Genomic DNA, 24,830 nt, shown 5'->3' with positions numbered 1-24,830 from the left:
ATGCTATTTTAATAATATTTATACAAAAAACATTAACTATCTATTAGTTCCAAATTTATCGTAATTGTTTGTAACAACGATTGAAAAATTACCAGGGAAGCGAGAATATTTACCGTCTATGTCAATTGCAACATTAATGCGATTATTATCTGGAAAATGTTCGTTGACAAAACTTTTCAGGACGGAATAACGTTGATTGAGTAGTTTAGTATAGTCGGGCGTTTTAACAGTTTCGGTTTCAGTTTGTTGCGTTTTTTTTGATTTTTTTTGGGAAGACTTTGGCTCTTTTTTAGTTTTGTCGTTAGCAATTATTTTCATTTCAGAAGGCTTATTCATATCAGCAGCACTAACGAAAAGAGTAAATTCGACTGCGCGATTATATTTTAATACTTCCTTTATTTCATTTGCAATTTCAGTAAAATCGGTTTTTAAATCGGCGCTATTGGGTTCAAACAAATCAGACTGCAAATAAATATCCAATGGGAGTAATCGTTTGACAGTAAAATTTTGCTGAATTTCTTTATATTTTTCGCTTGGTTGCACTTGCAAATCGTAAGTTTTACGAGCAACATTCCAGCTATGAAGAATAACTTTGTAATTGTCCGAAGGCAAGACTTGTTCCCAATTGCCAGTAATTGAGTTGGACTTAGTACGAATTTTTTTGCCGTTGGAAGCACGGAATTCGAGCTCGGTTTCGACTGGTTCGCCAGTATTTTCGCAAGTTACTCGCCCTTTGACAATAACGTTGCCACCGATACTATAAATTTGCTTATCTGATTGAGAAAACAAAAAGGATGACGAGAACAAAAGTAAAAAAACTATAAACTTTTTCATTTACTTGCTGAAAATAAAAAACATTTAAGAATAAACGAAATAAAACAAAGAATATTATAAAAAAAAATGCTGCCTATTGTGGCAGCATTATATACTATAATATTTGATATTATAATAATTAGAAAAGGCTAATAAATGAAAATCTTAGGTCAACACCTATTTGGAGTGCATTGACACGCCAATCGAAATCGCTATTTAAGTTTGTTACGCCAAAATTATAGAAAATTGCAGGGACAATATACATACCACCTTTCATAAGGATTTCGTATTGCACACCAAATTTTAATCCTAAACGAAAAGCACTAGAATTTGGGATATCACCATCTTGAATAACGATTGTTCTATCGTTGTTAGTATATTTGTAGCCTTTAGCGTCGGCATTTGGGTCGCGTCTGAATTGAGCATTTAGGGGACGAACCAAATTCATAGTTTGGGTTTGTGTTTTAACAAGAGCAAAATCGAAAGTAGGACCAACGGTAAGCCCCAAACCGTTTCCTTGAATAGGGTTGAATTTATACATTACTTCAAAAGTAACTAAATCGTATTTAACTTCATTTTTGTGAACGATAGAAGTATATTCAATAGTTTCAACTGTATCTCTGCCATTGATAGAAATCACACGGGTTGGCAGGTCGAGGTCGTTCTGTTCCATCGAAGCTGGCAAATTGTTATATAAAAAACGTGCTATAATAGAAGAATTAGAAGTTTCAGCTTCACCTAAAAGATATTCAAACGAAAGTCCACCGAAAAACCCATTGTTCGAACCGTCGACGAAAGTAGGACACAGCGGGTCCTGGGCAAAAGTTTTCAATTCAACCGTGTGCATTGACTTATTGTATCCCAGAACGGGACCAATGTAGAAATTGGGTTTTTTCTCAACAGGCATAAGAGGGTCAGCTAAGTCCACTTGAGCATTCAACTTAAAAAAGGATAACGCGACTATCCCCAGACATAGTAAAATGAACCTTTTGTTCATAATTAACCTACTATTTAGTTTTTATAAAAATAATATTTTCCTTCATTTGTTTAGATAACAAAATCAAATTATAAACACCATTTGCTAATTCGGAGGTGTTATATTTCAATATATGTTTTCCTTTGTCAAAATGTCTACTTTTATCTAAAATCATCGTTTTCCCTTGCATATCAGTTATATAAAGCATAACTTCATCATTATCAACTAAATATAATTCAACCACCAATTCATCAATAATTGGATTTGGGGTTACACTTAAATATGGCAAATTAGTAATTAATTTTATAGGACGCAAGGGAAAATTGCATACGTTGATAATTTTCAATGGGATTAAGTCAATCAACGGATCGAAGCAATTATCAGCATTAATGGCTAAACGAATGCTGGTTGAATCATCGGTATGAAGCAATCCTAAAAATTCGAGTGTAAAATAAAAGTCAACCGGTTCTGGAATAATTAGGGAATCAACCCCTAAAATAATATTAATCCTATCTTTGATTTGTTCAATTTGTGCTATTAAATGCAAATCGGTAGTAGCGCTTTTCAAAACAAGTTCGGTATTAGTGCTTAATAGATCGAGCATAAAACGATTAACAAATAAAGAAATATTTGGAACAATTTTAGCATCTATTCCGCTTGGAAAACGTCCGTGAATATGCAATTTAACTGTATCGCCCGGTTCAACTTGCAAGTTGTTTGCTTCAACAAGTTCTATTTGATAAACAGTTGGAGAAATTTCAACCTCAAGTACTTGACTAAGAGTATCGTTGAATAGCATTTCGAATTCGACTTTGCCGCTCTGGTTTCTTTCTGCATAAGAAATAAATGGTATAAAGAAGGAACTATCTGGCAGTATTGAAAATGGCAACAAGGAAGCAATATCAGTTGCAAAATCAATATACATATCTTGATTATGCTTGATTATAGAGATAGATTGGACATTAATATTCACATTGCCGAGATTTTTAACAACTAAATTTCCGGGATAGTACTTGCAGGCTTCTAAATGTTGCAATTCAACTGACATTAAATAATTTAGAGTATCGTTGGGAAGTGCAAAGCCAGAGATTGTAATTGTATCGCGTTTAATACCGTAGTTCGGCATAGCGTCACTAATTATTTCAAGGAAGAGAATATGCTCGCCGGCTCGTCTTGGTTTGAATTTAGTCTGGAAATAAACCTTCTCGTTTGGTAAAAATGTCAGGTTATTATATGGTAAATATTCAATTTCAAAGGAATTAGTATCGCCGCCAAGGATATTCACATCAAACACAGTAAGTTCTTCATTGCCCGAGGTTTCGAAAACCAGGAAAGCGCTATCTAAGTCGTGAGCAACAAAAGTAGTATCAAAGCGATTATTGAAAGCGGTGATTTCGGGCAAAGTGCCAACGCCTTTGATTTCAACATTTATCGGGGAGTGGAGTTCCCAATCGCATTGGAATTGTGCAGTAGTTAAGTAATCAATAGTTTCTGTTGGTTCGAAAGAAAAATCAAGGTGCTTTTCTTCGTTTATTCCAAGTAGAATACCATCAAGAGTCTGCAATGTAGCAAAATTGCCATCATCTAAATTACCGTCAAGGTTTTGTAGTGAAAGGGAAGTTGCATCGTTACCGGAATTTTTTAGAATAGAAGAGATAGTATTTTTAGTACCAACTCTTTTTCTGCCAAAGTCAACTATAATATTATTAATATCGGGAGCAATTCCTTCGCCTTTGATTTGTGCAGTAGCACTAAGACCAAAGCTATTAGTTGCAGTAATATCAAAATCATAGTAAAATCTATCAGATGGAGAAAAGACGACCCAATACTGACGTTCTTCACCAGGAATAAGCAAAATCGGATATTGAATGTTTTGAAGTTGGAAATCCGTGAAGGCTGCAAAACCATTAATATTTTCTATAAGAATACTTGTATTCCCTGTATTAATGAGTTTAATAAAGCCTAAAGATTCATTTCCTAAACGAATTTTTCCAAAATCGTAACCTACAAGTTCGAATTGAGGAGCAAACACGCGACCATCAATTTTTACAATTTTAGTATAATTGCAATCGAAATTAAGTCTCAAATCGGCAGCAAGAGAAGTCGAATCGCCATTCGGAGTAAAACAAGCTTGCACATTGATTTTTTCTTTTGGGGAAATGGCATAAGGAAGAGGTCTGCTCGTATTCCATGATATTCTGCCGTCACCGACGACATCAATTGAGCGCAATTCGATAATTTTATTACTGTTGTTAGTAATGTCAAAACTACGACAATCTTTGCCATTAAGAGCAGTATTTGGGAAGCTAAGAGATACTACGTTGTCAATTTTTGTGCCGATATAATTAAAGGTATATCTTGAGCGGTTGCTTGCTTTATCGAAAACGTCAATAGTAAAACGACCATCGCTGTAAGCATCTATTGGTGCGGCGGTGAAACTTGCGAAAAATGCTGTGTCGGAAATTTCAGATATGTTCCAGGAATAGTTGTTAGTAAGTTCCGGAACAATATAAGCATAATCAAGCCCTAAATCAGCGGCATTATGTAAATCGGTGGCGGAACCATTAATAATTCCACAATTTTCTGAAATATTGATTGTGGGCGGAATAGTATCTGGATTAGTTGGGTCAATAAGCGAATTCCCAAGCGACATAGCATAAGAATCGTGAAAACCATATGCATATAAAACACCTGAAAATTTTCCGGTTGTAGAGGATAATTTATGGCGTCCTTCTTTGAGTCTAATCGAAGTCCAGGAATAGTTTGTATTTGGGACATTTTCGATAGTAACGTCCCAAATATCGGTAATTTTTTGTCCGTCGAGTGCCAGAGTAGCAAGAGCAGAATTTTCGAAAACAATTGCAACACGATGTTCTTTGAATTGATCTTCAACACGATAATTACGTGGAGTAAGGAAAAGAATCTCATTGACAAATTGTTCGACTGGTGGAAGTACCACCATAGACGGATCGTATTCTTTCGAATCGCCGAATTCACCGGTGTGTTGCATATACTGAACTATCTGAATGGGTTTGTTTGCATTCCAGATTATAGGGATATTTAAATTTTTAACTTCGTAATAACCACCAGCACTATTTATTGGTAGATAGCTTATGCTACCATCGGACTTTTTCACTTCAACGATAGTTTCCGGTTCGAGAGCAACTATACGGAACAAATCGCCTTTTGAGTTAACGCCAAAAGGAGCAGAAATATAGTTTTTCCCCCAAGCATATGTCGGAGGAAGCATTTCAACAAGGTGATCTTTTGAATCGAATGGATAAGGCGCGTTTTGCGGAATAGCTGTTCTTACGTGTCCGGCTAACAATCCAAAAGGTTTATTGCCGGTTATGATTGTACCAGTAAGGTCGCCAAAACCCTTTGGGAAAGGATATGACTGAACTAAATAAACATCGCCTTGATTAAGTGTCACTTGATAGTTTTGATTAGCTGATTTTCCACCGCGAGTATTTGCTTTTGGAGCAAAATTAATGACGGTTCCATCGTAGGCAGCAATGATTAGAAATTGGCTGGAGCGAGGAACAAACTTTGTTAGTGAATCTAAATTTTCGCGTTCGGGAGCAACATATTGATCGTTTGGATAACTCGCGACTATATATTTTTTCCCCCAACGGGAAACAGGAATAGCGGAGTAGCTATCACTGGTTGTAAGTTTACTGGAAAAACAATAGACTGTAATCGGGATGTCAGATTTTATCTGAATAGCTATTTTTTCAGGAATTTCTGAGTTTCTTGCTTCCAGGGTGGCAGGAACTTCTATTTCTTTAATTTCATTAGCCTTCAAAGAACCAATAAAAGTCTCGCCTGGCATAATTACTTCGTAATTGGCGGGATAAAGAGAGGTAAGAAAAATACGCAGAACGAGAGGATCTTTATTGAGATGAATTTCATTTTGCATGAAAGACACATAAAAATTTCTTCCAGAATAGGAAGAATATGTATTCGCCTTAGCATTTTGCTCCAATACAAATAATAGTAGCAAAATAGCAATCTTAAGAAAAAATGTGTATTTCATCGCAAAAGCAAAAATTAATTATCTTTAATTTAACTTATTTTTATTTAATTTCAAAATTAACATTAATATAAATAGATAGATTTTTAACATAATAAACAAATAATTATTTTTTTTGTAACACACTTGTAAGCAAAAAAGTTATTTTCTAATTGGAGTATGTGATATATTTAACAATTTTGTAAATTTGTAGTTTAAATATATTTGAAAGTATTATGAAAAAAATATTATCGGTAGTCGGGGCGCGACCAAATTTTATGAAAATAGCGCCAATCGCTCGTGAAATTGTGAAGTACTCTGATAAAATCGAACATTTTATTGTGCATACGGGACAGCATTACGATTTTGAGATGTCCGAAGCATTTTTTCAGGATTTGGAAATGCCGAAACCTGATTATTTTCTTGGAGTTGGTTCGGGCACACACGCTGAGCAAGCAGCAAAAGTAATGATTGAGTTCGAAAAAGTTTGTAATCAGGTGCAACCTGATTTAGTTTTGGTGGCAGGTGATGTTAATTCCACGATGGCGGCAGCAATTACAGCGAAAAAGTTGAATTTATCACTTGGGCATATTGAATCAGGATTGCGATCGGGCGACCGCACAATGCCGGAGGAAATCAATCGAATTGTAACTGATGCAATTTCTGATTTGCTTTTTGTAACAGAAAAATCAGGCTACGAAAATTTGCTGAATGAAGGTGTGCCAAGCGATAAAATTTACTTCGTGGGAAATACAATGATTGATTCATTGATTTTCGCAAAAGAGCGATTACATAAATCAACCATTTTAGAAAAATTAAATCTTGACAAAAAAGATTACGTTCTTGTTACTTTACACAGACCGACAAATGTAGATGCACCAGAAATGTTGAAAATGTTCTTCGAGATTTTTGACTATATCACAAGCAAAAAGAAAATTATTTTCCCGGTTCATCCAAGAACAAGAAAAAAAATAGAGGAATTTGGATTATCGAACGTTGTAAATAATAATGAAAGACTACACTTGATAGAACCTCTTGGATATTTAGATTTTCTAAAGCTTATGGAAAACACTTCGCTTGTTATTACTGACTCGGGTGGAATTCAAGAAGAAACAACCTTTTTAGGTATTCATTGTATCACAACAAGAACAACAACAGAACGACCAATAACAGTAGAAATTGGAACAAATGTGCTTGTTCCACCCGAAAAGGAAGATATATTGAAAGCAATTTACGAAGCACTTGACCAAAGAAATAAAAGTTACGAAATTCCGAAGCTTTGGGACGGGAAAGCTGCATCAAGAATAGTAGAGATTATTTACAATTATTTGAGATAAATAATGAAAAGAATAGCGATAGCAGTGTTTATCTTGTTTGTTGCAGGCATAAATTTATACTCACAACTAAAAGGATTGCCAACATCATCTTCGCTGGACAAAGAAGATATTTTTAAGTTGCAAACTTCGACAGACAAGGCATTAACATCTGCAATTGAACAAGATAAGATGCCTGTTGGCAATATTGTAGAGCCAAAATATTACTATTTAGGACCTGGTGATATAATTTCTTTGCAGGCAAATCCGATTATTCCGTACGAAGTGCCACTTATGGTGTCGCCGGATTTAACTATTGTGTTGCCGCGCGGTGGTGAAATATCTGTTCGAAATATGACACTTGCACAGTTGAAAGATACTTTATCGAGCATTTTTAAACAAAGGAATGAAAGAGTAGAAGTCAATCTTTCGTTGAGAAAAGCAAGAACAGTGATTGTTACAATAAGTGGTAATGTATTATTTCCGGGGACATATGCTCTGCCATCTTCATATAGAGTATCAACTGCGATAAAATTTGCAAATCAAATTTCCACGGAAAAATCACTTGCTGACGAAGAAAAATTATCAATTCAAAAGTTACAATCAAGGTCGCGGGAACGCACAAAAAACTATTCAGAAGCAGGGATTGCATCGGAAAATCTTTATTCTATGAGAAACATTACATTGTTACGTAAGTATTATACTTCTCAAAATGTTGATATTGAACGAGCTATAGCAACAGGTGACCTTTCCTACGACCCATTCATAGCTGAAGGTGATGAAATTTTTGTCCCGTTCGAGCCTTATCAATATCCGAAAGTGTCTTTGAGTGGTGCAGTTCATAGACCAGTTGTGCTACCTTTCAAAAGTGGCGACAGATTATCTTATGTATTGAAATTTTGCTATGGCTTTAAGGAAAATGCTGATATAAATAACATAACTCTTTATCAACAGGGGCACAATCCGAAAAAAATCAAGGTTGATAGAAATTTAAATTTACTTGAAGAGGACATTGAACTTGAACCTGGAGCAAGTATTGTTGTCGGGATAATGCAACAGAAAAAATACGAGAACACAGCTACTGTTTCAATTCGAGGCGAAGTTCAAAATCCGGGTATTTATTCAATTAATTATGGAGAGACACGCCTAAAAGATGTGATAGCCCAAGCAGGTGGATTTACAAACAAAGCTTATTTGCCGCTTGCGTATATTACTCGTCGGCAAGAAATGATTGATGCTTATGTAGATTATCGAGGCGATTATTTTTCATCGTTTCAATACAGCGATTTAACGATGGAAGACACAACACGCTTCTATATTGATATGATGCTGAAAAAGCAAATAGTTTCTTGCGACTTTGTCAAAGCATTTAAGGAAAATTCAGAAATAGATAACGTTTTGCTTTACGATGGGGACGTAATCACTGTGCCGGATAATCCAGGTTATGTTTATGTTTATGGACAGGTTAATCATCCTGGATATGTAGAGTTTCACGAAGGCAAAACAATGCAGTGGTATATAGAAAAAGCAGGAGGCTATGCACAAGGAGCTGCAAAAAAGCGAGCTCGTATTATTCGCGGCAAATCCCGTGTATGGACAGAAGGAGATGAAAACACATTTGTCTTTGCAGGAGACGAAATTTATGTGCCACGTCCGCCAGATGTTCCGCTTGCTATTGAATGGCAGAAATATGGGACAATTGCATCGCTTGTGAGCGTAACGGTTGCTGTAATTGGAACATTATTTAATATTTATTGGGTTTCGAAAAATAAATAATGATAAATAGGATATTCATAACGGCAATCCTGTTTTTGATTGCAAGTATTGCTTATGCACAGGTAGAAAATGTTCAGGTTGCCCACCCCGTGTATATTTTTCTGCAAAGAGCCGAAGCAATTGGCTTGCTTGAACATCGTTCGCTTTCGTCGTTACCATTGCAAAAAATGGAGATTCAGGAGTGTTTACGCTCAATAAACAACAAACGAGAATACCTCACAAATTCTGATTTGAAATTACTTGAAAAGTATTTATTAGAGTTTGAAATCGAGAAAAGAGAAAATACTGTGCTTTTCCGAAGCCCGAGCGATAGCACTTTTGTGCTTTCGAAGGATTTGTTTTCTAACAAAGAAAAATACTTCTATTATTACTCATATGATTCGACAAAAATTTCGGTTTTGCCATTGGGAATGTTGGACAATATGTTTTCACTGCGAAATGGTGAAAAAAGCATTATTGGAACTTTGGGTGTTCGCTTTAGTGGAAGCATAGATAATCGATTAGGCTTTTATTTACAAGCAACGAACGGGAGATTGTTTTCTGGTTCACGAGAACTTGCAGCAAAAGATAAATATTATGCAAAAAGCATAAAATTCACAAAATTGAACGACGATATTGATTTTTCTGAATCGCACGTCAATTATAGAAACCGTTGGTTCTTTGCTTCTCTTGCTCGCGAAACAAAACTTGAAGGTGCAGGACTGCAACAGAGGATTTTCATTGCAGATGTTGCACCGGCGTTCGACGCACTTACACTTGCAGCAAAATTTAGCAATTTTGAATATTCATTTATTCACGGTTCGCTTATTGGAGAGCCATCGCAAAGTTCAATTGGGGCATTTGCAGAAATTCCACCTAAGTATATGGCTTACCATAAAATTGCTGTTCGTCCGAATTGGGGAGAAATAGCCTTTGTCGAGCAAGTAATATATTCGAATAGGAATACAGATTTAGCATATTTAAACCCGATAGGATTTCTGAAATCAATCGAACACGCTTTGCACGATAGAGACAATTCGCTAATGGGCTTGTTTTTTACAGTTCGCCCTGTTGGAAGATTGCAAATTAAAGGCAGTTATTTGCTCGACGATATAATTTTCGAAAAGATTGGAACGGGATATTGGAGCAACAAGATGGCTTATAATTTTTCTGTGGAATATGCTTCGGCAAAAAATCTGGATATTGGATTTGAATATGCACGAGTCGAGCCATATACTTTTTCGCATTTCAACAGACAAAACACAGTTTCGCACGACGGGAAATTAATTGGTTCGATACTTTTGCCAAATTCAGATAGATTTTTACTAACGTTAAAATATTGGTGGGGCGAACGTTATCCCGTGGAGCTTGGGATAAGTTATCAGCGACACGGAACGAATATTTTCGATGGGGACAGTTTAGTTTACAATGCAGGAGGCGATCCGTTCCAAACACGCAGGTGGTTTGACCCGATGGAAATAGACTTTTTGACGGGAAAAGTAGAACGGAATTTTTCTGTTTCAATTTCAATGGGATATGAAATTTTCCGTAATTTCTATGTATTGGGATATTTCAGACATTCAAACATAAATGGAGATGTGTGTCCATACGCACGTTTGATTTTAAAATTTGGTGATTTTTAATTAATAAAGGTTAGTTATGAAAAAAATTGTTGAATGTGTGCCCAATTTTTCAGAAGGCAGGAATGAAGATGTAATCAATGCAATAGCAGAAGCCATCAGACAAACGCCCGGTTGCACTCTGCTTGATGTTGATCCGGGTAAATCAACTAATAGAACAGTATATACATTTGTTGGTTCACCCGAACATATCGTAGATGGCGCAATTAATGCAGCAAAAGTGGCGCGAAAACTAATAGATATGCGTCATCACAAAGGGGAGCACCCAAGAATGGGAGCGTTGGACGTTTGCCCGTTTATTCCGGTGGCAAACGTAACAATGGAAGAATGCGTCGAGCTTGCAAAAGAATTTGGACGGCGTGCTGCTGAAGAAATTGGGATTCCAGTATATTTGTATGAGTACGCGCAAGAGAAGGAATATCGCAAACGCCTTCCGGATATTCGTCAAGGTGAATATGAAGGATTGCGTGAAAAAATACACAAACCTGAATGGGAGCCGGATTTTGGTCCTGCTGAGTTCATCCCAGAATGGGGTGCAACTGTTGCGGGAGCGAGATTTTTCTTAATTGCATATAATATTAATATACTTGGAACAAACAATCAGGCTCATCGTATTGCGCTGGATTTACGTGAGGCAGGTCGTGGCGATGGTCAGCCAGGTTTGCTAAAAGAAGTGAAAGCAATTGGCTGGTGGGTAAATGAATACAATATGGCACAAATTTCAATTAATTTGACAAATTTCAAGGTAACTCCTCCACATATCGCGTTCGAGGAAGCAAAACGCATTGCGAAAGAAATAAATGTAGGCGTTGCTGGTTCCGAAATAGTTGGTTTAATTCCACTCGAAGCGATGCTTATGGCAGCAGATTATTATATTGAAAAAGAGAATTTATTTATTCTTGATGAGGATCAGAAAATAAAGCTAGTGGTTGATAGACTTGGGCTAAATTCAGTTTCGCAGTTCGACCCAAAGAAGAGAATAATCGAATATATTATAAAAGAAGAGCCGGTTGAACCGCTTGCGGGAATGACGGTTCGCGGTTTTATAGAGGAAGTAGCAGCACGTTCGTCCGCACCGGGCGGTGGAAGTGCATCGGCAGCGATCGCAGCAATTGGTTCGGGTCTTGGTGCTATGGTTGCGAAACTTACTTATGGAGTTCGCAAGTTTGAGCATCTGGAAAATGATTTGCGTCAGATAATACCGCCGTTGCACAATGCAGTGCAGGCGCTAATCCCTATGATTGATGCCGATACAAATGCGTTCAATGATTATATGGAAGCGATGAGACTACCGAAGGATACTGAAGAGGAAAAGCGCGTTCGCGAGCAAAAGATGCAAGACGGTTTGAAAAAGGCAATTGAAGTACCACTGGGAACAATGCGACTTGGGGACGGTGCGTGGGATGCAATGGTTGAATGCGCCAAAATAGGGAATATTGCATCGAAGTCTGATGTTGAAGTTGGTGCTCGTGCGCTTGAAGTTGGGATTTGGGGGGCATATAGGAATGTGTTGATTAATTTACCGGGAATAAAGGACAACGAGTTCAAACAAAGAATTCTTTCGGAAGCAGAATCAATGGTCGGCCGAGCAAAAACAAAGTGCGAAGAGATACTCAAAATATTAGAAGAAAGAGATAAGAAATAAAGTTCTAAAAAAGGAGGCTGCAAAAAAGTGCAGCTTCCTCCTGCTTTTTTCTATAATTTCCCTAAAATTTCCTCCCAATTCATTCCATCAGGAGAATATCCATTTATCCAATTTACGATATAATCGTCAGAATTGAGAAGTAAAATTTGAGGGACAGAATCATCAGAGGCAAAGGCTGATTTTATTTGAGAAGCATTTTTAATTACTTTAACACCAAAAGAATCATATATCCACCATTTTTTTAATTTATCAGTATTTTCTGGTGAAATGAAAAATAATTTAATTTTTTTATTCTCAAGCAATGATTTCACTTTTGTTAAATCTTTGAAAGCTCTTTCGCAAGGGCCACAAGTAGTATTATAGAAAAACACTATTTTGGGGAATTTGGTATTAACGAGATTTTCTTTTGTTCCATCAGCGTATTCAATCAATGGAAAATTATCTCCAATTTTGGTGAAAGGAAAACCATATTTTTTGCTAATATCTGCAATTAATTTATCAACATCACTATATTTCATTTTTTTCGTTAGTTTATTTAATTTCTCATAACCAAGCGAACGAACTGGTAGTAACGAATGCGAATAATAATAATATTTTGAAGCAGAATCTAATATGGACAAACTATCATAAACATTTCCAATATCAAGGTAGTATATAGCTTTTGATGATAGATTAGTATTAATTTTCTCTGAAATATCTTTCATATACCCAAGATATTTATCATAATCTTTTGTGACTAAAGCAATTTTTTTGAAAACATCTGGTAGCAATCCTATTGAAGAGTAAAGAATATGATAATAATCTTTAATTTTATAATAATTATCATCATCAACAAAATAGTTAATATAGTCTCTATAAAGTTTATCAGCTAAAAGTTCAGCCGCTTCTAACGAATCAGGTAAAAATTTAAATGAAAGAACTTGGAGCTTTGACATCAACAAATCATATGTTTGCTGTTTTTCTAAATTTTTGTTAATTAGCCATATAATTTTTGAAGGTGATAAAATTTTGAAATCTTTTGGATCTCCATCAATCATTCCTTCGCAAAACATAGAATTTGGGGAGTATTTTACAATATTCTCTATTATCTTTTTCATATTAATCGTGTCTTTTTTATAATTATTAATTAACAAATGCTTGATAACACCAGAAACATATTGATTATTTAGTATATTAGAACATTTCAGATTTTGTGCCAGGTATTCAAGTATTTTACTGTGTTCTGAGTAGTCCATAAGCATTGAATTTCCAACCAATTTTAGCAATTGAATATCGGAAGATTCTTTTTCTTTTTTTAATTCTTCAAGATGTTTTCTAACTGAATCTGTTACAAATATCTTATTTTCCATTTCATACAGCCATCGAACTAAAAAAATGGAATAATTATCGGGATAAAGGTTTCTTTCATTGTAGAAATATTTTAAATAATTTTGAGTATCGGAATTATATAGTAATGTTGAATTTGCTCCAAATTCAGGCGTATTTTCATCTTTATAAATTGGTAAAGTAATAGCATAAGGACACGACAAATCAGCTAATGGCGTAGAAAGACAAAAGTACACTGACGATGACGATTCAGGTATTCTAATCACACCTCGATAGAAAATACTGTCTAATTTTTCAAGTTTTATTATTTCTTTTCTCGAATAACCGTCTTTCTCAAAAACAAATACTATTGTTGTATAATATAATTTCGAATTAAGTCCGCTTGTATTCCAGAAAAATTCATATTCATTGCCTTGTAGCAATTTTTTACCATTTTTAATGAAAAGCATATTCCCATAATTAAAATTATCGTTGGTTACATTTTGCGAGCAACTATAAACAATTAGTGTTAAGAATAAAAACAATATCTTTCTCATAGTTCACCTTTTATTGTTAATAAAACAGGGTAGGTGTAGAACCTACCCCAAATTGATTATTCTCTTTCATATTGACCTGTTTCTGGATTATAAGAATTAGGGAAATCATCATATCTTCCATAAATTGACTCCCAATCTTGAGGTGGTGAAGGAATATCGGCTATACCAAACCACCAGGTAATCCAATCCCAGCAGTGGCATTCGTGTAGTACGCTTGGCTGACATTGTCCTTGTCCCCATTTAGGGTTATTATCTTCATCATTGTGCCTTGATATTTCTCGCCAGCTTCCATAGCATTGAAAATCTTTAGGACAAACATCAATACGTCAACTCACGCCTTCGGGAATAAATCGCGGGATATCAGAAAAAAGAATAGACGTTGACAAAAGAAGAAAACTAAATATAACAATTGTTTTTTTCATTTTTTCACCCAATTTAATATTAATAATAATTGAATAATGCAACAACATTTAAGACACAAGAGTAATTTGTGATGCTCATTTATTTTGGAGGCGGTCGTAAGTATTTGCAAGAGTTTATAAGCCATAACAAGACAAATGAAGGCGTCCCCCCCCATACAACGCAATAAGCCGTTAATTATCAGGCAATTAACCACAGAGATAGATTTGTTATATTTTTCACAATACTTTCGCATTTTGAATTATATCAAATGAAGAAAAAATGAATAAAGAGAACTAAAAACTACCGGAAGAATTTACTAAAACTCAATAAATAATTCAAGCAATAATTTTAAATCGCTCAAAAACTAAAATAAAAGTTAACTAAATATTAAAGTATTTTAATCATTTTCACATCAAATTCATTTTAATCAAGACTAAACCAGCAGTAAGTAATAAAAAGATAAGGACTTGTATTAAAAAAACAAATTTATTCAAAAAAAAATTAATCGTTAATTATTACTTTAAACAACCAGAATAGTTTTGCCAATGTAAAATATGTTTTACCAACAATAAGGTATCTACAAATGAAAAAATTAATTCTACTCTCAATTTCACTTTTCGTATATTTCAACTTGCAGGCTCAGCCGGGCTGGACAGTCGGAGATTTCCATCAACACACAACATTCACCGATGGATCGTACAGTATTTTTCATATGATGAGGAAAAACGCTGAATTTGGTTTAGATTGGTGGGCAAACAGCGAGCACGGCGGAGCATTTAAAATGAATGGTTTGTATTCGGGCATTGATTTATTTGGAGGTTTTGATTCAGTTGGGAATGTTCTTCCGGTAATAACCTATTGGGATTCATATTCACCAACGAAATTAATAGGCGATAATACTTCTGAAAAAAATCCTAAAATGTGGAGATGGCAGTCAATAAGAGACTTCTCATACCCAGCAGTTCAATTAACACGGAAAATTTATCCTAACAAAATTGTACTTCAAGGCTTAGAATGGAATGTACCAGGACACGAACATTGCAGTGTGTTAATATTAGGCGATCAATTCAAACAAAATGATAATTCAAATGCTGTGGCACAATTCGAATTCTTATTTGATGCTTCGGACAAGGATACTAATGGTGGATTATCACAAGGCTGGCAAGGGAAAAATCATGTAAATAATCATCAAAAAGCAGTCGAGGCGATAACGTGGTTGCAGCAAAATCATAGATATACAAGCTGGGCAATAATTGCACATCCAGAAAGAAAACTGCCCGGTAAAGGTGGCTATACAATTGCTGATTTTAGAGATTTTAACAACGCAGGACCAGATGTTGCATTTGGATTTGAAAGCGTACCAGGTCACCAAAAAGAAAAATATCGCGGAAGTTACTCCAATACAAGTGCTGGAGGCGGAACTTACGGAGGCGCTGGTATATATTGCGCAAAAGTTGGTGGGCTTTGGGATGCAATGCTTTCAGAAGGCAGGAAATTCTGGTTGTTCTCGAACTCAGATTGCCACAATACAACTGATGATGGCGGCGACTTTTATCCAGGCGAGTACCAAAAAACTTATATCTACGTGAGCGACAAGAAAAATCCACAAGCAATTATTGATGGTGCTCGTTCAGGAAATGCTTGGGTAGTATCTGGTGATTTAATTGATAGCTTGCACTTCTTTGTTGAAAATACAACAATGGGCGAAATGTTGGTTACAGATAAAAAGTCAGTAAAAGTAACAATAAGATTCCACGTACCATCAAAGCCAAATTATAACGTATGGTCCTCATACAACAGACCAGAAGTTAACAACGTTGTTTTGATTGCCGGAAAAGTAGGCAACAAAATAGAGCCAAGCAGCCCACTTTACAATGTAGATACAGTAGCAACAACTCAAATAATCGCAAGATTTGATGCTAATGGCGGAATTAAAGACAGCAAAGGATTAACAAGCCAGAAATGGACAGATATTGGCAATGGCTGGAAGGAAATGACCATAAATGTACCTATTAATTATAATATGTATTTTAGATTGCGTGGGTCGAACCTTGGCTTGAATGTGCCAAATCAAACTGATGGAGAAGGCAATCCATTGAGTGATACATTAGAGGGATATGGCAAAAACACAGCAGCCAAAGCATTTGGGGATCTTTGGTTTTACTCAAACCCAATATTTGTTAAATCTAATGCTACCACTTCAATAGAACCAGATAATAATCAGAATATTAATGTATACCCTAATCCAGCAAACAAATACTTTGTTGTAGAATGCGGAGAAGCATCAGCCATTCAAATTTTCGATAATAATGGCAAAATTGTATATTCTGACAAAATGTCTAACAATATTCATAAAATAAACACAGAAAGTTTCCCACGAGGAGTATATTACGTAAAAATCATTAATAATTCGAGTGTAGCTACAAAGCAGATTATTGTTAAATAAGTTTATCTTAGAGATGCTATTAAAAACCGAGGTGAATATTTATTCCCTCGGTTTTTTTTTGAGGAAGTGCAAGAATATAAAAAACATTCGGACAAAAGAGTTTTTTTCAATTAAAAGGGTTGTATGCAATAATTCAGGATCTAAAATTATCATCAATAGGTAATTCTGCTCGAAAAGAAATAAGCTGTGGAATGAAAAAATAAGAATTAAATTAACAAATTGCCTATTTATTCGTATATTTATAAATTATAAAAGTGTATGAGAGCAAAATGAATAATATCCGAAATTCGAAAAAATTCATATTAGCAACACTTGCAGTCGCTATTGTTTTGTCATTACTTACAATTTTAGATAATAAGGTAAAAAATTTACTAATAGCACAGCAACAAACTAAAACGTTTCGATATGTATCGAACGAAGCATTTGGATACAACGAAAAGTTAAATTATAAAGTAGGATATAAATTTATCACAGCAGGGACAGGATATTTCCACATACAACCTAATCCGGTTTATCGAAATGATCGAGAATGCTATGATGTTCGCTTCGAGGTGCGTTCACTACCAAGTTTGGAGATGCTATACAAGGTGAGAGATCGTTACCGCACAGTGCTTGATGTGGCAGGAATTTTCCCCTGGGAATTTGAGCAAAGTATTCGCGAAGGAAACTACAAAAGAGATGCGCGAGCGGTTTTCGACCAGGTTAATAATATTGCAACTGTGAAAGATAAGCAATATAAAGTGCCGGAATATGTTCACGACATAGTATCAGCGTTTTATTACACTCGTACACTTGATTTGCAGTCTATGAAAGACGGATATACATTCTACTTGAAACAATTTTTCAAAGATACAACCTATACTCTGGGTGTGAAAATTCATCGTAGAGAAACAATAGATGTAGAGGCAGGGAAATTTCGTTGCATTGTTATCGAACCACTAGTTGTAAAAGGAGGGCTTTTCAAAAGCGATGGAAGTATTTTCATTTGGCTGAGCGACGACGAACGTAAAATACCTGTAAAAGTAGCGACACGTATTTTAATTGGATTTGTTAGTGCAGATTTAGTATCGTATAGTGGCACACGCGGTCCGGTATCAGCAAAACTTAATTAAGGTGAGGCGATGCGTATAAAAATAATAGTTTTTTTGCTTGCAGTTGCGTCCGTATTTGCTCAAAACGACAAAGTTCAGGTTTATAATTCATTATTGAGCAAATACGGAGACATTAATTCAATATCGTTAAAATTTAAATCGATGAATAATAAATCTCTGGAAGGGAAACTTGACGCCCAAAAAGGGAATAAGTATGTGCTGCGTCTTGGCGACAGAATAATCACCTGCAATGGAAAAACACTCTGGAATTACTCAGAAACGGATAATAATGTTATTGTAAGCAATTTCGATAGCAATATACACACAAATTCGCTTGAAAACTTTTTCTTTTCGTTAATTTCGCAGCTAAACCCAGTGGAACTAAAAGCAGAGAGTTCTTCACGAGGGACTTCTTTTAGAATATTGACACTTGAACCAAAAACAAGCGAGCAATTTTCACAGATAAAATTGTGGATAGATAGCAAAGGAGAAATTGCTTCTATTGCAATTATTAAAGATAAAATTGAAGAAAAATGGGCAATTTGGGAGGTTAGAATAAATCCAAAATTTGAAAAAGAATATTTTATTTTTAAAGCACCCAAAAATGTCGAAATAATTGATGTAAGATGAAGGTATTGGCATTTGAATCAAGCTGTGATGAAACTTCAGTTTCAATAGTTGAGAATGGGCAAATCCTAAGTAATATTATTTCATCGCAGTATTTTCATAAAAAATATGGCGGAGTTGTTCCAGAACTTGCTTCGAGAGCACATCTTGAAGCAATTTGTGAGCTAACTTCAATTGCTTTCGAACAAGCGAAGCAAACACCAGCAGATATAGAAGCAATAGCAGTGACAACCGAGCCGGGATTGATTGGTTCGCTTATTGTTGGCTCAAACTTTGCAAAGGGGCTTTCTATTAAGTATAATTTGCCAATTGTGCCAATAAATCACATCGAAGGACATATATATTCAGGATTGATTAGTAATAGTGGGTGCGGCTTTCCGTTTGTTAATTTACTTGTAAGCGGGGGGCACACTGCAATATTTTTAGTGCGTTCATTCAATGATTATGAGATGGTTGGGCTTACTCGGGACGACGCAGCAGGCGAAGCGTTCGACAAAATTGCAAAGCTTCTGGGACTTCCCTATCCAGGAGGGCCAGAAATTGATAAATTAGCACAAAGCGGAAATAGCAAATCATTCGATTTTCCGCGTTCGATGTTGAATTCAGGCGATTATGATTTTAGTTTTTCCGGGTTGAAAACATCTGTAAAAAACTTTGTTTACAAGAATTATCCAAATGGTGTTCCCAAAGAAGTTTTACCGGATATAGCGGCATCGGTTCAGGCAGCAATAGTGGATGTGCTTGTTACGAAAACACTAAAAGCAGCAGAAGAATTTCAAGTAAAAAATATTGTGATTTCGGGTGGAGTATCAGCAAATAGCTGGCTTAGAGAAAAAATGAAAATGAACGCTGAAGAAATTGGGATTGCTACCTATGCACCTGAAATGGGATATTGTATGGACAATGCAGCAATGATTGGCTTCATAGCAGAGAAAAAGCTGCTTGAAAAAGGACCCCAGTACTTCTACAAATTAGATTTTCGAGTAAGTGCAAATGCACTTCGTTCCAGAAAGCAAAATGAATAATTAATTAAAAAAAATACATTTCTTTTTTTTATCAAATTTGATATAATTTTTTTATTTTTAATCAGTTAAATTGCAATTAATTGGCTTGCATTTTGTTATATTATTTATGTAGATTTATTGATTTATTGTATAAATATGAGAAAATTAGTCCCATACATAGTATTATCTATAGTATTGCTTGGCAGCATAGAGGTGGTGAAAAGCCAGCAGCCAGAGAGTGAAATTATTGAAGTCAAAGTAAATAGCAAAGAAATTAACTTATCAAGCGAGAAAGAGATTGTAGTTCGACGGAGTGATACAATTATTTTCAAATACGAAATAAAAAATATACCAAAAAATGCGGGGAATTCGTTTTATTACCGAGTTGTTTTGAGGAATAGTCAGGACTCAAGTTTTAAAGTTACTGGCTCGAATACTGTTCAATATTCTGATTTATTAGAGGATAATTATACATTTGTTGCAGGTGGATTTGATTTACAGGGACGCTGGATAGCCAAAACAAGCAGTATCTCTTTCAGAGTAAATAATCGAGAAGCTGATCTACGCGATAAATTAAAACAATACGAAAACCACATTGAAAAATTGGAAAAATTAGTACCTGAAAAATCAGAGATTGGTTCATTTACTTTTGATAAAGCATCTTTGATTTTTGGTTTGACCTTTGGAATAATACTGGCATCTTCAATTTTCTTCCTCTATGTTGGAATTAAGAATAAAAAAAATAAAGGTGAGAATATGGATGAATTAGAAAGCATTGTAATAACAAAAGAAGAGTATAATAGGATAATGTCGGAAAATAGCAATCTACGAGCAGAAATATCGGCATTACGCGGACAGATAGATGCTCTTCAGGCTCGTGCAAATGATATGCGCAAGCAAAACAAAGAATTGCAAGAAAGGCTCAATCAACTTTCCAACTCAAAGGCAGAGTTAGAAAATCTACAAGCACAAAAAGATGAACTTTTTGCGTTAATTATTCACGATATTAAAAATCCAGCAGCTTTGATCAAGAGCCTTGTAGATTTGCTACGGTCTTATGATTTATCTGCAGTCGAAAAGCAAGAAATTATTGATGATATTGCCGAAACTACCGCTCGTATAGTAAGCCTATCGCAAGAAGTTACAAAAATACTTGCCCTTGAAACAACAAAGCTTGAACTGAATATTGAAGCGGTGCAAATTGGTGCTATAATAGAAGATGTTGTTAATCGCAACTTTGTTTCAGCAAGGAGCAAAAATATTGAAATGACTTATGATATATCAAAGAGTTTACCAGAAATTGAAATTGATACGCAGAAAATCGACGAAGTGCTTGATAATCTTGTGTCTAACGCTATTAAGTTTACACAAAAAGGCGGGAAAGTGCACGTCCGGTCTTATCTTGATGGGAATAAAGTAATTGTTGAAGTAAATGACAACGGATTGGGACTAACCGAAGATGACATAAAACGAGCATTTCAACGAGGGAATAAGTTATCGGCACAGCCGACCGCGGGAGAGACTTCCACAGGTCTTGGACTTTGGATAGTGAAGAAACTCGTAGATGCTCATAATGGTCGGGTTTGGGTAAAAAGTACGCTTGGCAAAGGTTCATCTTTTGCATTTTCACTTCCGTTGAAGCAAAAGAAAGAGGAAGTAACAGCGTAATAATGAAATTTATGTTAATAAAAAAGGCGGGGTTGTTCGTTCCCGCCTAACAGTAATCAAAATTTATTTTAATTTTATACCAGCGTCTAACAATTCATTGACTTTGCTCATTGAATCAGCTTCAGCATAGAAGCGAACGAGAGGCTCAGTTCCAGAAGCACGAATAAGCAACCACCCACCATCAATATAGAACTTATACCCATCAAGTGTGTTTATACTTTCGACCGGGAAAGGACCGATTTTTTCGGGTAGTTTTTGTGCGGCAGCTAAAATTGCTTTTTTCCTATCGGGAGTTACGCGGACATCGCGGCGATGATATTTGTGTGTGCCAAGTTCTTCGTCAAGTTCGCTGCAAAGTTCTTTAAGAGTTTTGCCACGAACAGCCATAACTTCAAGAATAAGCATAGCGTTGAATAATCCGTCGCGCTCAGGAATATGAAGAATTGTACCTAATCCACCGGATTCTTCACCACCGATAAGCACTTTTGTTTCGTTCATAATTTTAGCAGTGTGTTTGAACCCGACGGGAGTTTCGACAAGCGGAATATTTTTAGCTTTGCAATACTTATCTACCATTGAGGTAAGCGAAACAGTTTTGACAACGGTTCCGCGTTTCTTTTTATATTCGTAAAGATATTTGAGCAAAATCATAAAGACTCGATGAGAATCAACGAAATTGCCTTCATTGTCGATTAGCCCGACACGGTCTGCATCGCCATCTGTTGCAATTCCGATGTCGTACTTACCTTCTTTGACCTTTTCTGCTAAAATGTACAGGTTTTCGGCAATTGGTTCGGGGTGGTGAAGTTCACCAAAGGAAGGATTATACTCATTATGAATAACATCAGCACCGGGAAGAAGCAGATGAATTGTGTCAATACCGGCACCATACATAGGATCGTAGAGAATTTTGAAGTTGGCAGCATTAACAGCCTGCATATCAACTTTTTTCTTAATCTGACGTATGTAGGATTCTTTTGCGTTGAAGAGGCGAATTTTTTTCTGTTCGACGTATTCATCAAGTGTTTTTAAATCAAGTTGAGGAGGCTTTTTCATAATAGATTTGAGCTCGTTCTCTACCAAAGCAATTTCGTCGGGAGTGGCAGGGCCGCCAAAGCTACCTTTAAGTTTAAAACCATTGTATTTTGGAGGGTTGTGAGAAGCAGTAATTACAACTCCGAGTTGTGAACCTTTTTGCTTGGTATGGAAAGAGACTTGTGGAGTAGAAGAAACCGAGTCAGTAAGATGAACAGTTATTCCCTGGCTTGCTAATATGGCAGCAGTTTCTTCGGCAAAATCACGAGATAGGAAACGCGTGTCGTAGCCAACAACTACGCTTGGATATTCAACATCTTTATAATTATTGAGAATATGTTTAGCAGTTGCATAAGCAACCAACCGAACATTATCGAAAGTAAAGTCACGAGCGATTACGCCACGCCAGCCATCCGTTCCAAAAACTATAGTCATATTTTCTATATAAATTAGTTAAACATCAAAAATTAAAGAGAGTAGCTATAAACGCTTCTGCCAGCATAAATAGCAGCATCGTCGAGCATATCTTCAATACGAAGGAGCTGGTTATATTTAGCAACTCTGTCGGTTCGGCTTGGAGCACCAGTTTTGATTTGACCGGCGTTAGTAGCAACAGCGATATCGGCAATTGTTGTATCTTCGGTTTCGCCAGAACGATGCGAAATAACGTTGTTGTAGCCAAATCTTTTAGCGAGAGAAATTGCTTCAAGCGTTTCAGTAAGAGTACCAATTTGGTTGACTTTAATCAGCACAGAATTAGCGATGTTTTCTTTGATTCCTTCGGCAATAATTTTTGGATTAGTAACAAAAATATCATCAGCAACAAGTTGAATGCGGCGTCCTAATGCTTCTGTAAGTTTTTTCCAGCCGTCCCAATCGTGTTCGCCGAGACCGTCTTCGATAGAAATAATAGGATATTTATTGCAGAGGCTAATGTACCATTCGATCATTTCTTCGGAAGTTTTGTATTCGCCAGTGGATTTGAACATTTTGTATTTGCCGTTTTCCCACATTTCGCTTGCAGCGGTATCGATTGCAAGAAGCACGTCGTCGTTTGGTCTATATCCGGCTTTTTCGATAGCTTCAAGAATAACTTCGAAAGCTTCTTCGTTTGATTTCAAGGAAGGAGCGAAACCACCTTCGTCACCAACAGAGGTATTATAACCTTTTGATTTGAGAACGGATTTTAGATTGTGGAAAACTTCGACACCAATTCGTAATGCTTCTTTGAAAGTATCGGCACCAACTGGAACGATCATAAACTCTTGAATATCAACTGTATTATCAGCGTGTTTTCCACCATTGAGAATATTCATCATTGGAGTAGGTAAAAGTTCGGCATTAATTCCACCAATGTATTTATAAAGTGGTAGACCGTGATATTCTGCTGCAGCCTTTGCGACAGCAAGTGATGCAGCAAGCATAGCATTAGCGCCGAGATTAGTTTTATTTTCAGTTCCATCAAGTTCGATCAATATAGAATCAACTTGTTTTTGCTCGGTAGCATCAATTCCTTCCAAAGCATCAGCAATAGCGTTGTTTAAGTTATCCACTGCTTTTGTAACACCTTTGCCTAAATAGCGATTTTTATCTCCATCACGAAGCTCACAAGCTTCTTTTTCGCCGGTGCTTGCACCACTTGGAACAATAGCGTGTCCGTAAGAACCATCAGCAAGGATGACCTCGCATTCAACAGTAGGATTACCACGTGAATCAAGGACTTCACGACCATAAATATCAACAATGTAAGAACTCATTTTTTTATCTCCAAAATTATTTTATTAAAAAGTCGATTTCTTTTGCTAAAAAGAGATCTTTGGAAGAAATTCCGTTAATTGAATGTGTTGTAAGGACAACACGCAGTTTATTCCATCCATAAAGCAAAATATCGGGATGGTGGTCATATTTTTCTGCTAAAATAGCGATAGAATTAATCAATCCGACAGCAGAAATAAAGTTTGGTGCAACAATTTCTCGAATTAATGTATTATTTTCGAGATTCCACAATGGATTTTCTTCAAGGAAATCTCGAATTTCACTATCAGTAGATATATCTATATTACTCATTATTAAATGTGGTTTTTAATTCTTTCTACAAAATGTTGTTTTGGGACAGCGCCTAAAATACGATCAACTTCTTCCCCATTTTTAATAATTACTACAGTTGGAATAGAACGAATACCATACATCATAGCAACTTTTTGGTTATTATCTACATCAAGTTTGCAAACTTTGATTTTACCTTCGTATTCAACGGCAAGTTCTTCAACAATAGGTGCAATCATACGACATGGACCGCACCAGGTAGCCCAAAAGTCAATTAAGACGGGGATATCTGATTTCAATACAACTTCATCGTAGGTATCATCAGTTAAATGAATTGGTTGAGCCATAATTTTCTCCGAAAATAAAAAATAACAAATAATAAGATTTTTTTGACGAATAGTATTTTGACGAATAACATTAAGTGTAATTTTATAAATATTTAATGTTTGCAAATAAAATATTTTTTGTAATTTTTTGTCAATAAATTGATTATTG

The 24,830-nt window shown here is 35.7% G+C and carries 18 protein-coding genes; 9 read left to right on the top strand and 9 right to left on the bottom strand.

Annotated features, from left to right (window positions below; genetic code table 11):
• Positions 1–36 precede the first annotated feature (36 nt).
• The 3 genes from AC6QZF_RS04120 to AC6QZF_RS04110 all read right to left on the bottom strand — a co-directional run bounded on the left by AC6QZF_RS04120 (position 37) and on the right by AC6QZF_RS04110 (position 5,825).
• Entirely contained in the window at positions 37–834 is a 798-nt protein-coding gene (locus tag AC6QZF_RS04120) for a hypothetical protein (protein WP_499798603.1), read from the bottom strand.
• Positions 835–952: 118 nt separating this feature from the next.
• Positions 953–1,810: a hypothetical protein gene (locus tag AC6QZF_RS04115; RefSeq protein ID WP_499798602.1), complete on the bottom strand. Its 858-nt coding sequence runs from the start codon at positions 1,808–1,810 to the stop codon at positions 953–955.
• Positions 1,811–1,820: 10 nt separating this feature from the next.
• Positions 1,821–5,825, bottom strand: a complete 4,005-nt coding sequence (locus AC6QZF_RS04110) for an IgGFc-binding protein (protein ID WP_499798601.1) — start codon at positions 5,823–5,825, stop codon at positions 1,821–1,823.
• A 212-nt stretch (positions 5,826–6,037) separates the two neighbouring features.
• Between AC6QZF_RS04110 and wecB the strand changes: the two genes are divergently transcribed.
• Genes wecB through ftcD form a run of 4 tightly spaced genes read left to right on the top strand, consistent with a single transcriptional unit; the run spans position 6,038 to position 12,154 of the window.
• Positions 6,038–7,138 carry a non-hydrolyzing UDP-N-acetylglucosamine 2-epimerase gene (wecB, locus tag AC6QZF_RS04105; RefSeq protein ID WP_499798600.1) on the top strand — a complete coding sequence of 367 codons (1,101 nt, stop codon included), beginning with the start codon at positions 6,038–6,040 and terminating at the stop codon, positions 7,136–7,138.
• A 3-nt stretch (positions 7,139–7,141) separates the two neighbouring features.
• Positions 7,142–8,890: a polysaccharide biosynthesis/export family protein gene (locus tag AC6QZF_RS04100; RefSeq protein WP_499798599.1), complete on the top strand. Its 1,749-nt coding sequence runs from the start codon at positions 7,142–7,144 to the stop codon at positions 8,888–8,890.
• A complete protein-coding gene (locus tag AC6QZF_RS04095) occupies positions 8,890–10,512 on the top strand; it encodes a hypothetical protein (RefSeq protein ID WP_499798598.1) in 1,623 nt (540 codons plus the stop codon). Before AC6QZF_RS04100 ends, AC6QZF_RS04095 begins: the two co-directional genes overlap by 1 nt.
• Before the next feature lie 16 nt (positions 10,513–10,528).
• The gene (gene ftcD / locus AC6QZF_RS04090) at positions 10,529–12,154 is read left to right on the top strand and encodes a glutamate formimidoyltransferase (RefSeq protein WP_499798597.1); all 1,626 of its coding nucleotides are present in this window, start codon (positions 10,529–10,531) and stop codon (positions 12,152–12,154) included.
• 50 nt (positions 12,155–12,204) lie between these two features.
• On the opposite strand, the gene AC6QZF_RS04085 is transcribed toward ftcD, so the two are convergent.
• Entirely contained in the window at positions 12,205–14,016 is a 1,812-nt protein-coding gene (locus AC6QZF_RS04085; RefSeq protein WP_499798596.1) for a TlpA family protein disulfide reductase, read from the bottom strand.
• Between the two features lie 160 nt (positions 14,017–14,176).
• A complete protein-coding gene (locus AC6QZF_RS04080) occupies positions 14,177–14,335 on the bottom strand; it encodes a hypothetical protein (RefSeq protein WP_499798595.1) in 159 nt (52 codons plus the stop codon).
• A 666-nt stretch (positions 14,336–15,001) separates the two neighbouring features.
• On the opposite strand from AC6QZF_RS04080, the gene AC6QZF_RS04075 reads away from it, so the two are divergent.
• The 5 genes from AC6QZF_RS04075 to AC6QZF_RS04055 all read left to right on the top strand — a co-directional run bounded on the left by AC6QZF_RS04075 (position 15,002) and on the right by AC6QZF_RS04055 (position 21,254).
• Positions 15,002–16,864 (top strand): T9SS type A sorting domain-containing protein, encoded by a 1,863-nt coding sequence (locus AC6QZF_RS04075; protein ID WP_499798594.1) that lies wholly within the window; start codon positions 15,002–15,004, stop codon positions 16,862–16,864.
• Between the two features lie 269 nt (positions 16,865–17,133).
• A complete protein-coding gene (locus tag AC6QZF_RS04070; protein ID WP_499798593.1) occupies positions 17,134–17,976 on the top strand; it encodes a DUF3108 domain-containing protein in 843 nt (280 codons plus the stop codon).
• Positions 17,977–17,985: 9 nt separating this feature from the next.
• The gene (locus AC6QZF_RS04065) at positions 17,986–18,585 is read left to right on the top strand and encodes a LolA family protein (RefSeq protein WP_499798592.1); all 600 of its coding nucleotides are present in this window, start codon (positions 17,986–17,988) and stop codon (positions 18,583–18,585) included.
• On the top strand, positions 18,582–19,607 hold the full coding sequence (gene tsaD / locus AC6QZF_RS04060) for a tRNA (adenosine(37)-N6)-threonylcarbamoyltransferase complex transferase subunit TsaD (protein ID WP_499798591.1): 1,026 nt from the start codon (positions 18,582–18,584) through the stop codon (positions 19,605–19,607). Before AC6QZF_RS04065 ends, tsaD begins: the two co-directional genes overlap by 4 nt.
• A 135-nt stretch (positions 19,608–19,742) precedes the next feature.
• On the top strand, positions 19,743–21,254 hold the full coding sequence (locus AC6QZF_RS04055; RefSeq protein WP_499798590.1) for an ATP-binding protein: 1,512 nt from the start codon (positions 19,743–19,745) through the stop codon (positions 21,252–21,254).
• A 63-nt stretch (positions 21,255–21,317) separates the two neighbouring features.
• Here AC6QZF_RS04055 and AC6QZF_RS04050 read toward each other — a convergent pair whose 3' ends face one another.
• From AC6QZF_RS04050 to trxA, 4 genes are read right to left on the bottom strand one after another with little or no spacing between them, the layout of a single operon-like run.
• Entirely contained in the window at positions 21,318–22,724 is a 1,407-nt protein-coding gene (locus AC6QZF_RS04050) for a phosphoglucomutase/phosphomannomutase family protein (RefSeq protein ID WP_499798589.1), read from the bottom strand.
• A 32-nt stretch (positions 22,725–22,756) separates the two neighbouring features.
• Positions 22,757–24,046, bottom strand: a complete 1,290-nt coding sequence (gene eno, locus AC6QZF_RS04045; protein ID WP_499798588.1) for a phosphopyruvate hydratase — start codon at positions 24,044–24,046, stop codon at positions 22,757–22,759.
• A gap of 16 nt (positions 24,047–24,062) precedes the next feature.
• On the bottom strand, positions 24,063–24,356 hold the full coding sequence (locus AC6QZF_RS04040) for a 4a-hydroxytetrahydrobiopterin dehydratase (RefSeq protein WP_499798587.1): 294 nt from the start codon (positions 24,354–24,356) through the stop codon (positions 24,063–24,065).
• Positions 24,357–24,358: 2 nt separating this feature from the next.
• On the bottom strand, positions 24,359–24,682 hold the full coding sequence (gene trxA, locus AC6QZF_RS04035; protein ID WP_499798586.1) for a thioredoxin: 324 nt from the start codon (positions 24,680–24,682) through the stop codon (positions 24,359–24,361).
• Between the last annotated feature and the right edge of the window lie 148 nt (positions 24,683–24,830).

This window comes from Eximiradius sp., assembly GCA_937127445.1.
Taxonomy (GTDB): domain Bacteria; phylum Bacteroidota; class Ignavibacteria; order Kapaibacteriales; family UBA2268; genus JAKIZO01.
Note: the sequence above shows the minus strand (reverse complement) of the source record. Positions and strands in the feature narration are given on the sequence as shown.

Excerpts from the sequence above, each read along its gene's own strand:
- AC6QZF_RS04120 (WP_499798603.1), bottom strand. The coding sequence starts at position 834 with ATGAAAAAGTTTATAGTTTTTTTACTTTTGTTCTCGTCATCCTTTTTG.
- AC6QZF_RS04115 (WP_499798602.1), bottom strand. The coding sequence starts at position 1,810 with ATGAACAAAAGGTTCATTTTACTATGTCTGGGGATAGTCGCGTTATCC.
- AC6QZF_RS04110 (WP_499798601.1), bottom strand. The coding sequence starts at position 5,825 with ATGAAATACACATTTTTTCTTAAGATTGCTATTTTGCTACTATTATTT.
- wecB (WP_499798600.1), top strand. The coding sequence starts at position 6,038 with ATGAAAAAAATATTATCGGTAGTCGGGGCGCGACCAAATTTTATGAAA.
- AC6QZF_RS04100 (WP_499798599.1), top strand. The coding sequence starts at position 7,142 with ATGAAAAGAATAGCGATAGCAGTGTTTATCTTGTTTGTTGCAGGCATA.
- AC6QZF_RS04095 (WP_499798598.1), top strand. The coding sequence starts at position 8,890 with ATGATAAATAGGATATTCATAACGGCAATCCTGTTTTTGATTGCAAGT.
- ftcD (WP_499798597.1), top strand. The coding sequence starts at position 10,529 with ATGAAAAAAATTGTTGAATGTGTGCCCAATTTTTCAGAAGGCAGGAAT.
- AC6QZF_RS04085 (WP_499798596.1), bottom strand. The coding sequence starts at position 14,016 with ATGAGAAAGATATTGTTTTTATTCTTAACACTAATTGTTTATAGTTGC.
- AC6QZF_RS04080 (WP_499798595.1), bottom strand. The coding sequence starts at position 14,335 with ATGTTTGTCCTAAAGATTTTCAATGCTATGGAAGCTGGCGAGAAATAT.
- AC6QZF_RS04075 (WP_499798594.1), top strand. The coding sequence starts at position 15,002 with ATGAAAAAATTAATTCTACTCTCAATTTCACTTTTCGTATATTTCAAC.
- AC6QZF_RS04070 (WP_499798593.1), top strand. The coding sequence starts at position 17,134 with ATGAATAATATCCGAAATTCGAAAAAATTCATATTAGCAACACTTGCA.
- AC6QZF_RS04065 (WP_499798592.1), top strand. The coding sequence starts at position 17,986 with ATGCGTATAAAAATAATAGTTTTTTTGCTTGCAGTTGCGTCCGTATTT.
- tsaD (WP_499798591.1), top strand. The coding sequence starts at position 18,582 with ATGAAGGTATTGGCATTTGAATCAAGCTGTGATGAAACTTCAGTTTCA.
- AC6QZF_RS04055 (WP_499798590.1), top strand. The coding sequence starts at position 19,743 with ATGAGAAAATTAGTCCCATACATAGTATTATCTATAGTATTGCTTGGC.
- AC6QZF_RS04050 (WP_499798589.1), bottom strand. The coding sequence starts at position 22,724 with ATGACTATAGTTTTTGGAACGGATGGCTGGCGTGGCGTAATCGCTCGT.
- eno (WP_499798588.1), bottom strand. The coding sequence starts at position 24,046 with ATGAGTTCTTACATTGTTGATATTTATGGTCGTGAAGTCCTTGATTCA.
- AC6QZF_RS04040 (WP_499798587.1), bottom strand. The coding sequence starts at position 24,356 with ATGAGTAATATAGATATATCTACTGATAGTGAAATTCGAGATTTCCTT.
- trxA (WP_499798586.1), bottom strand. The coding sequence starts at position 24,682 with ATGGCTCAACCAATTCATTTAACTGATGATACCTACGATGAAGTTGTA.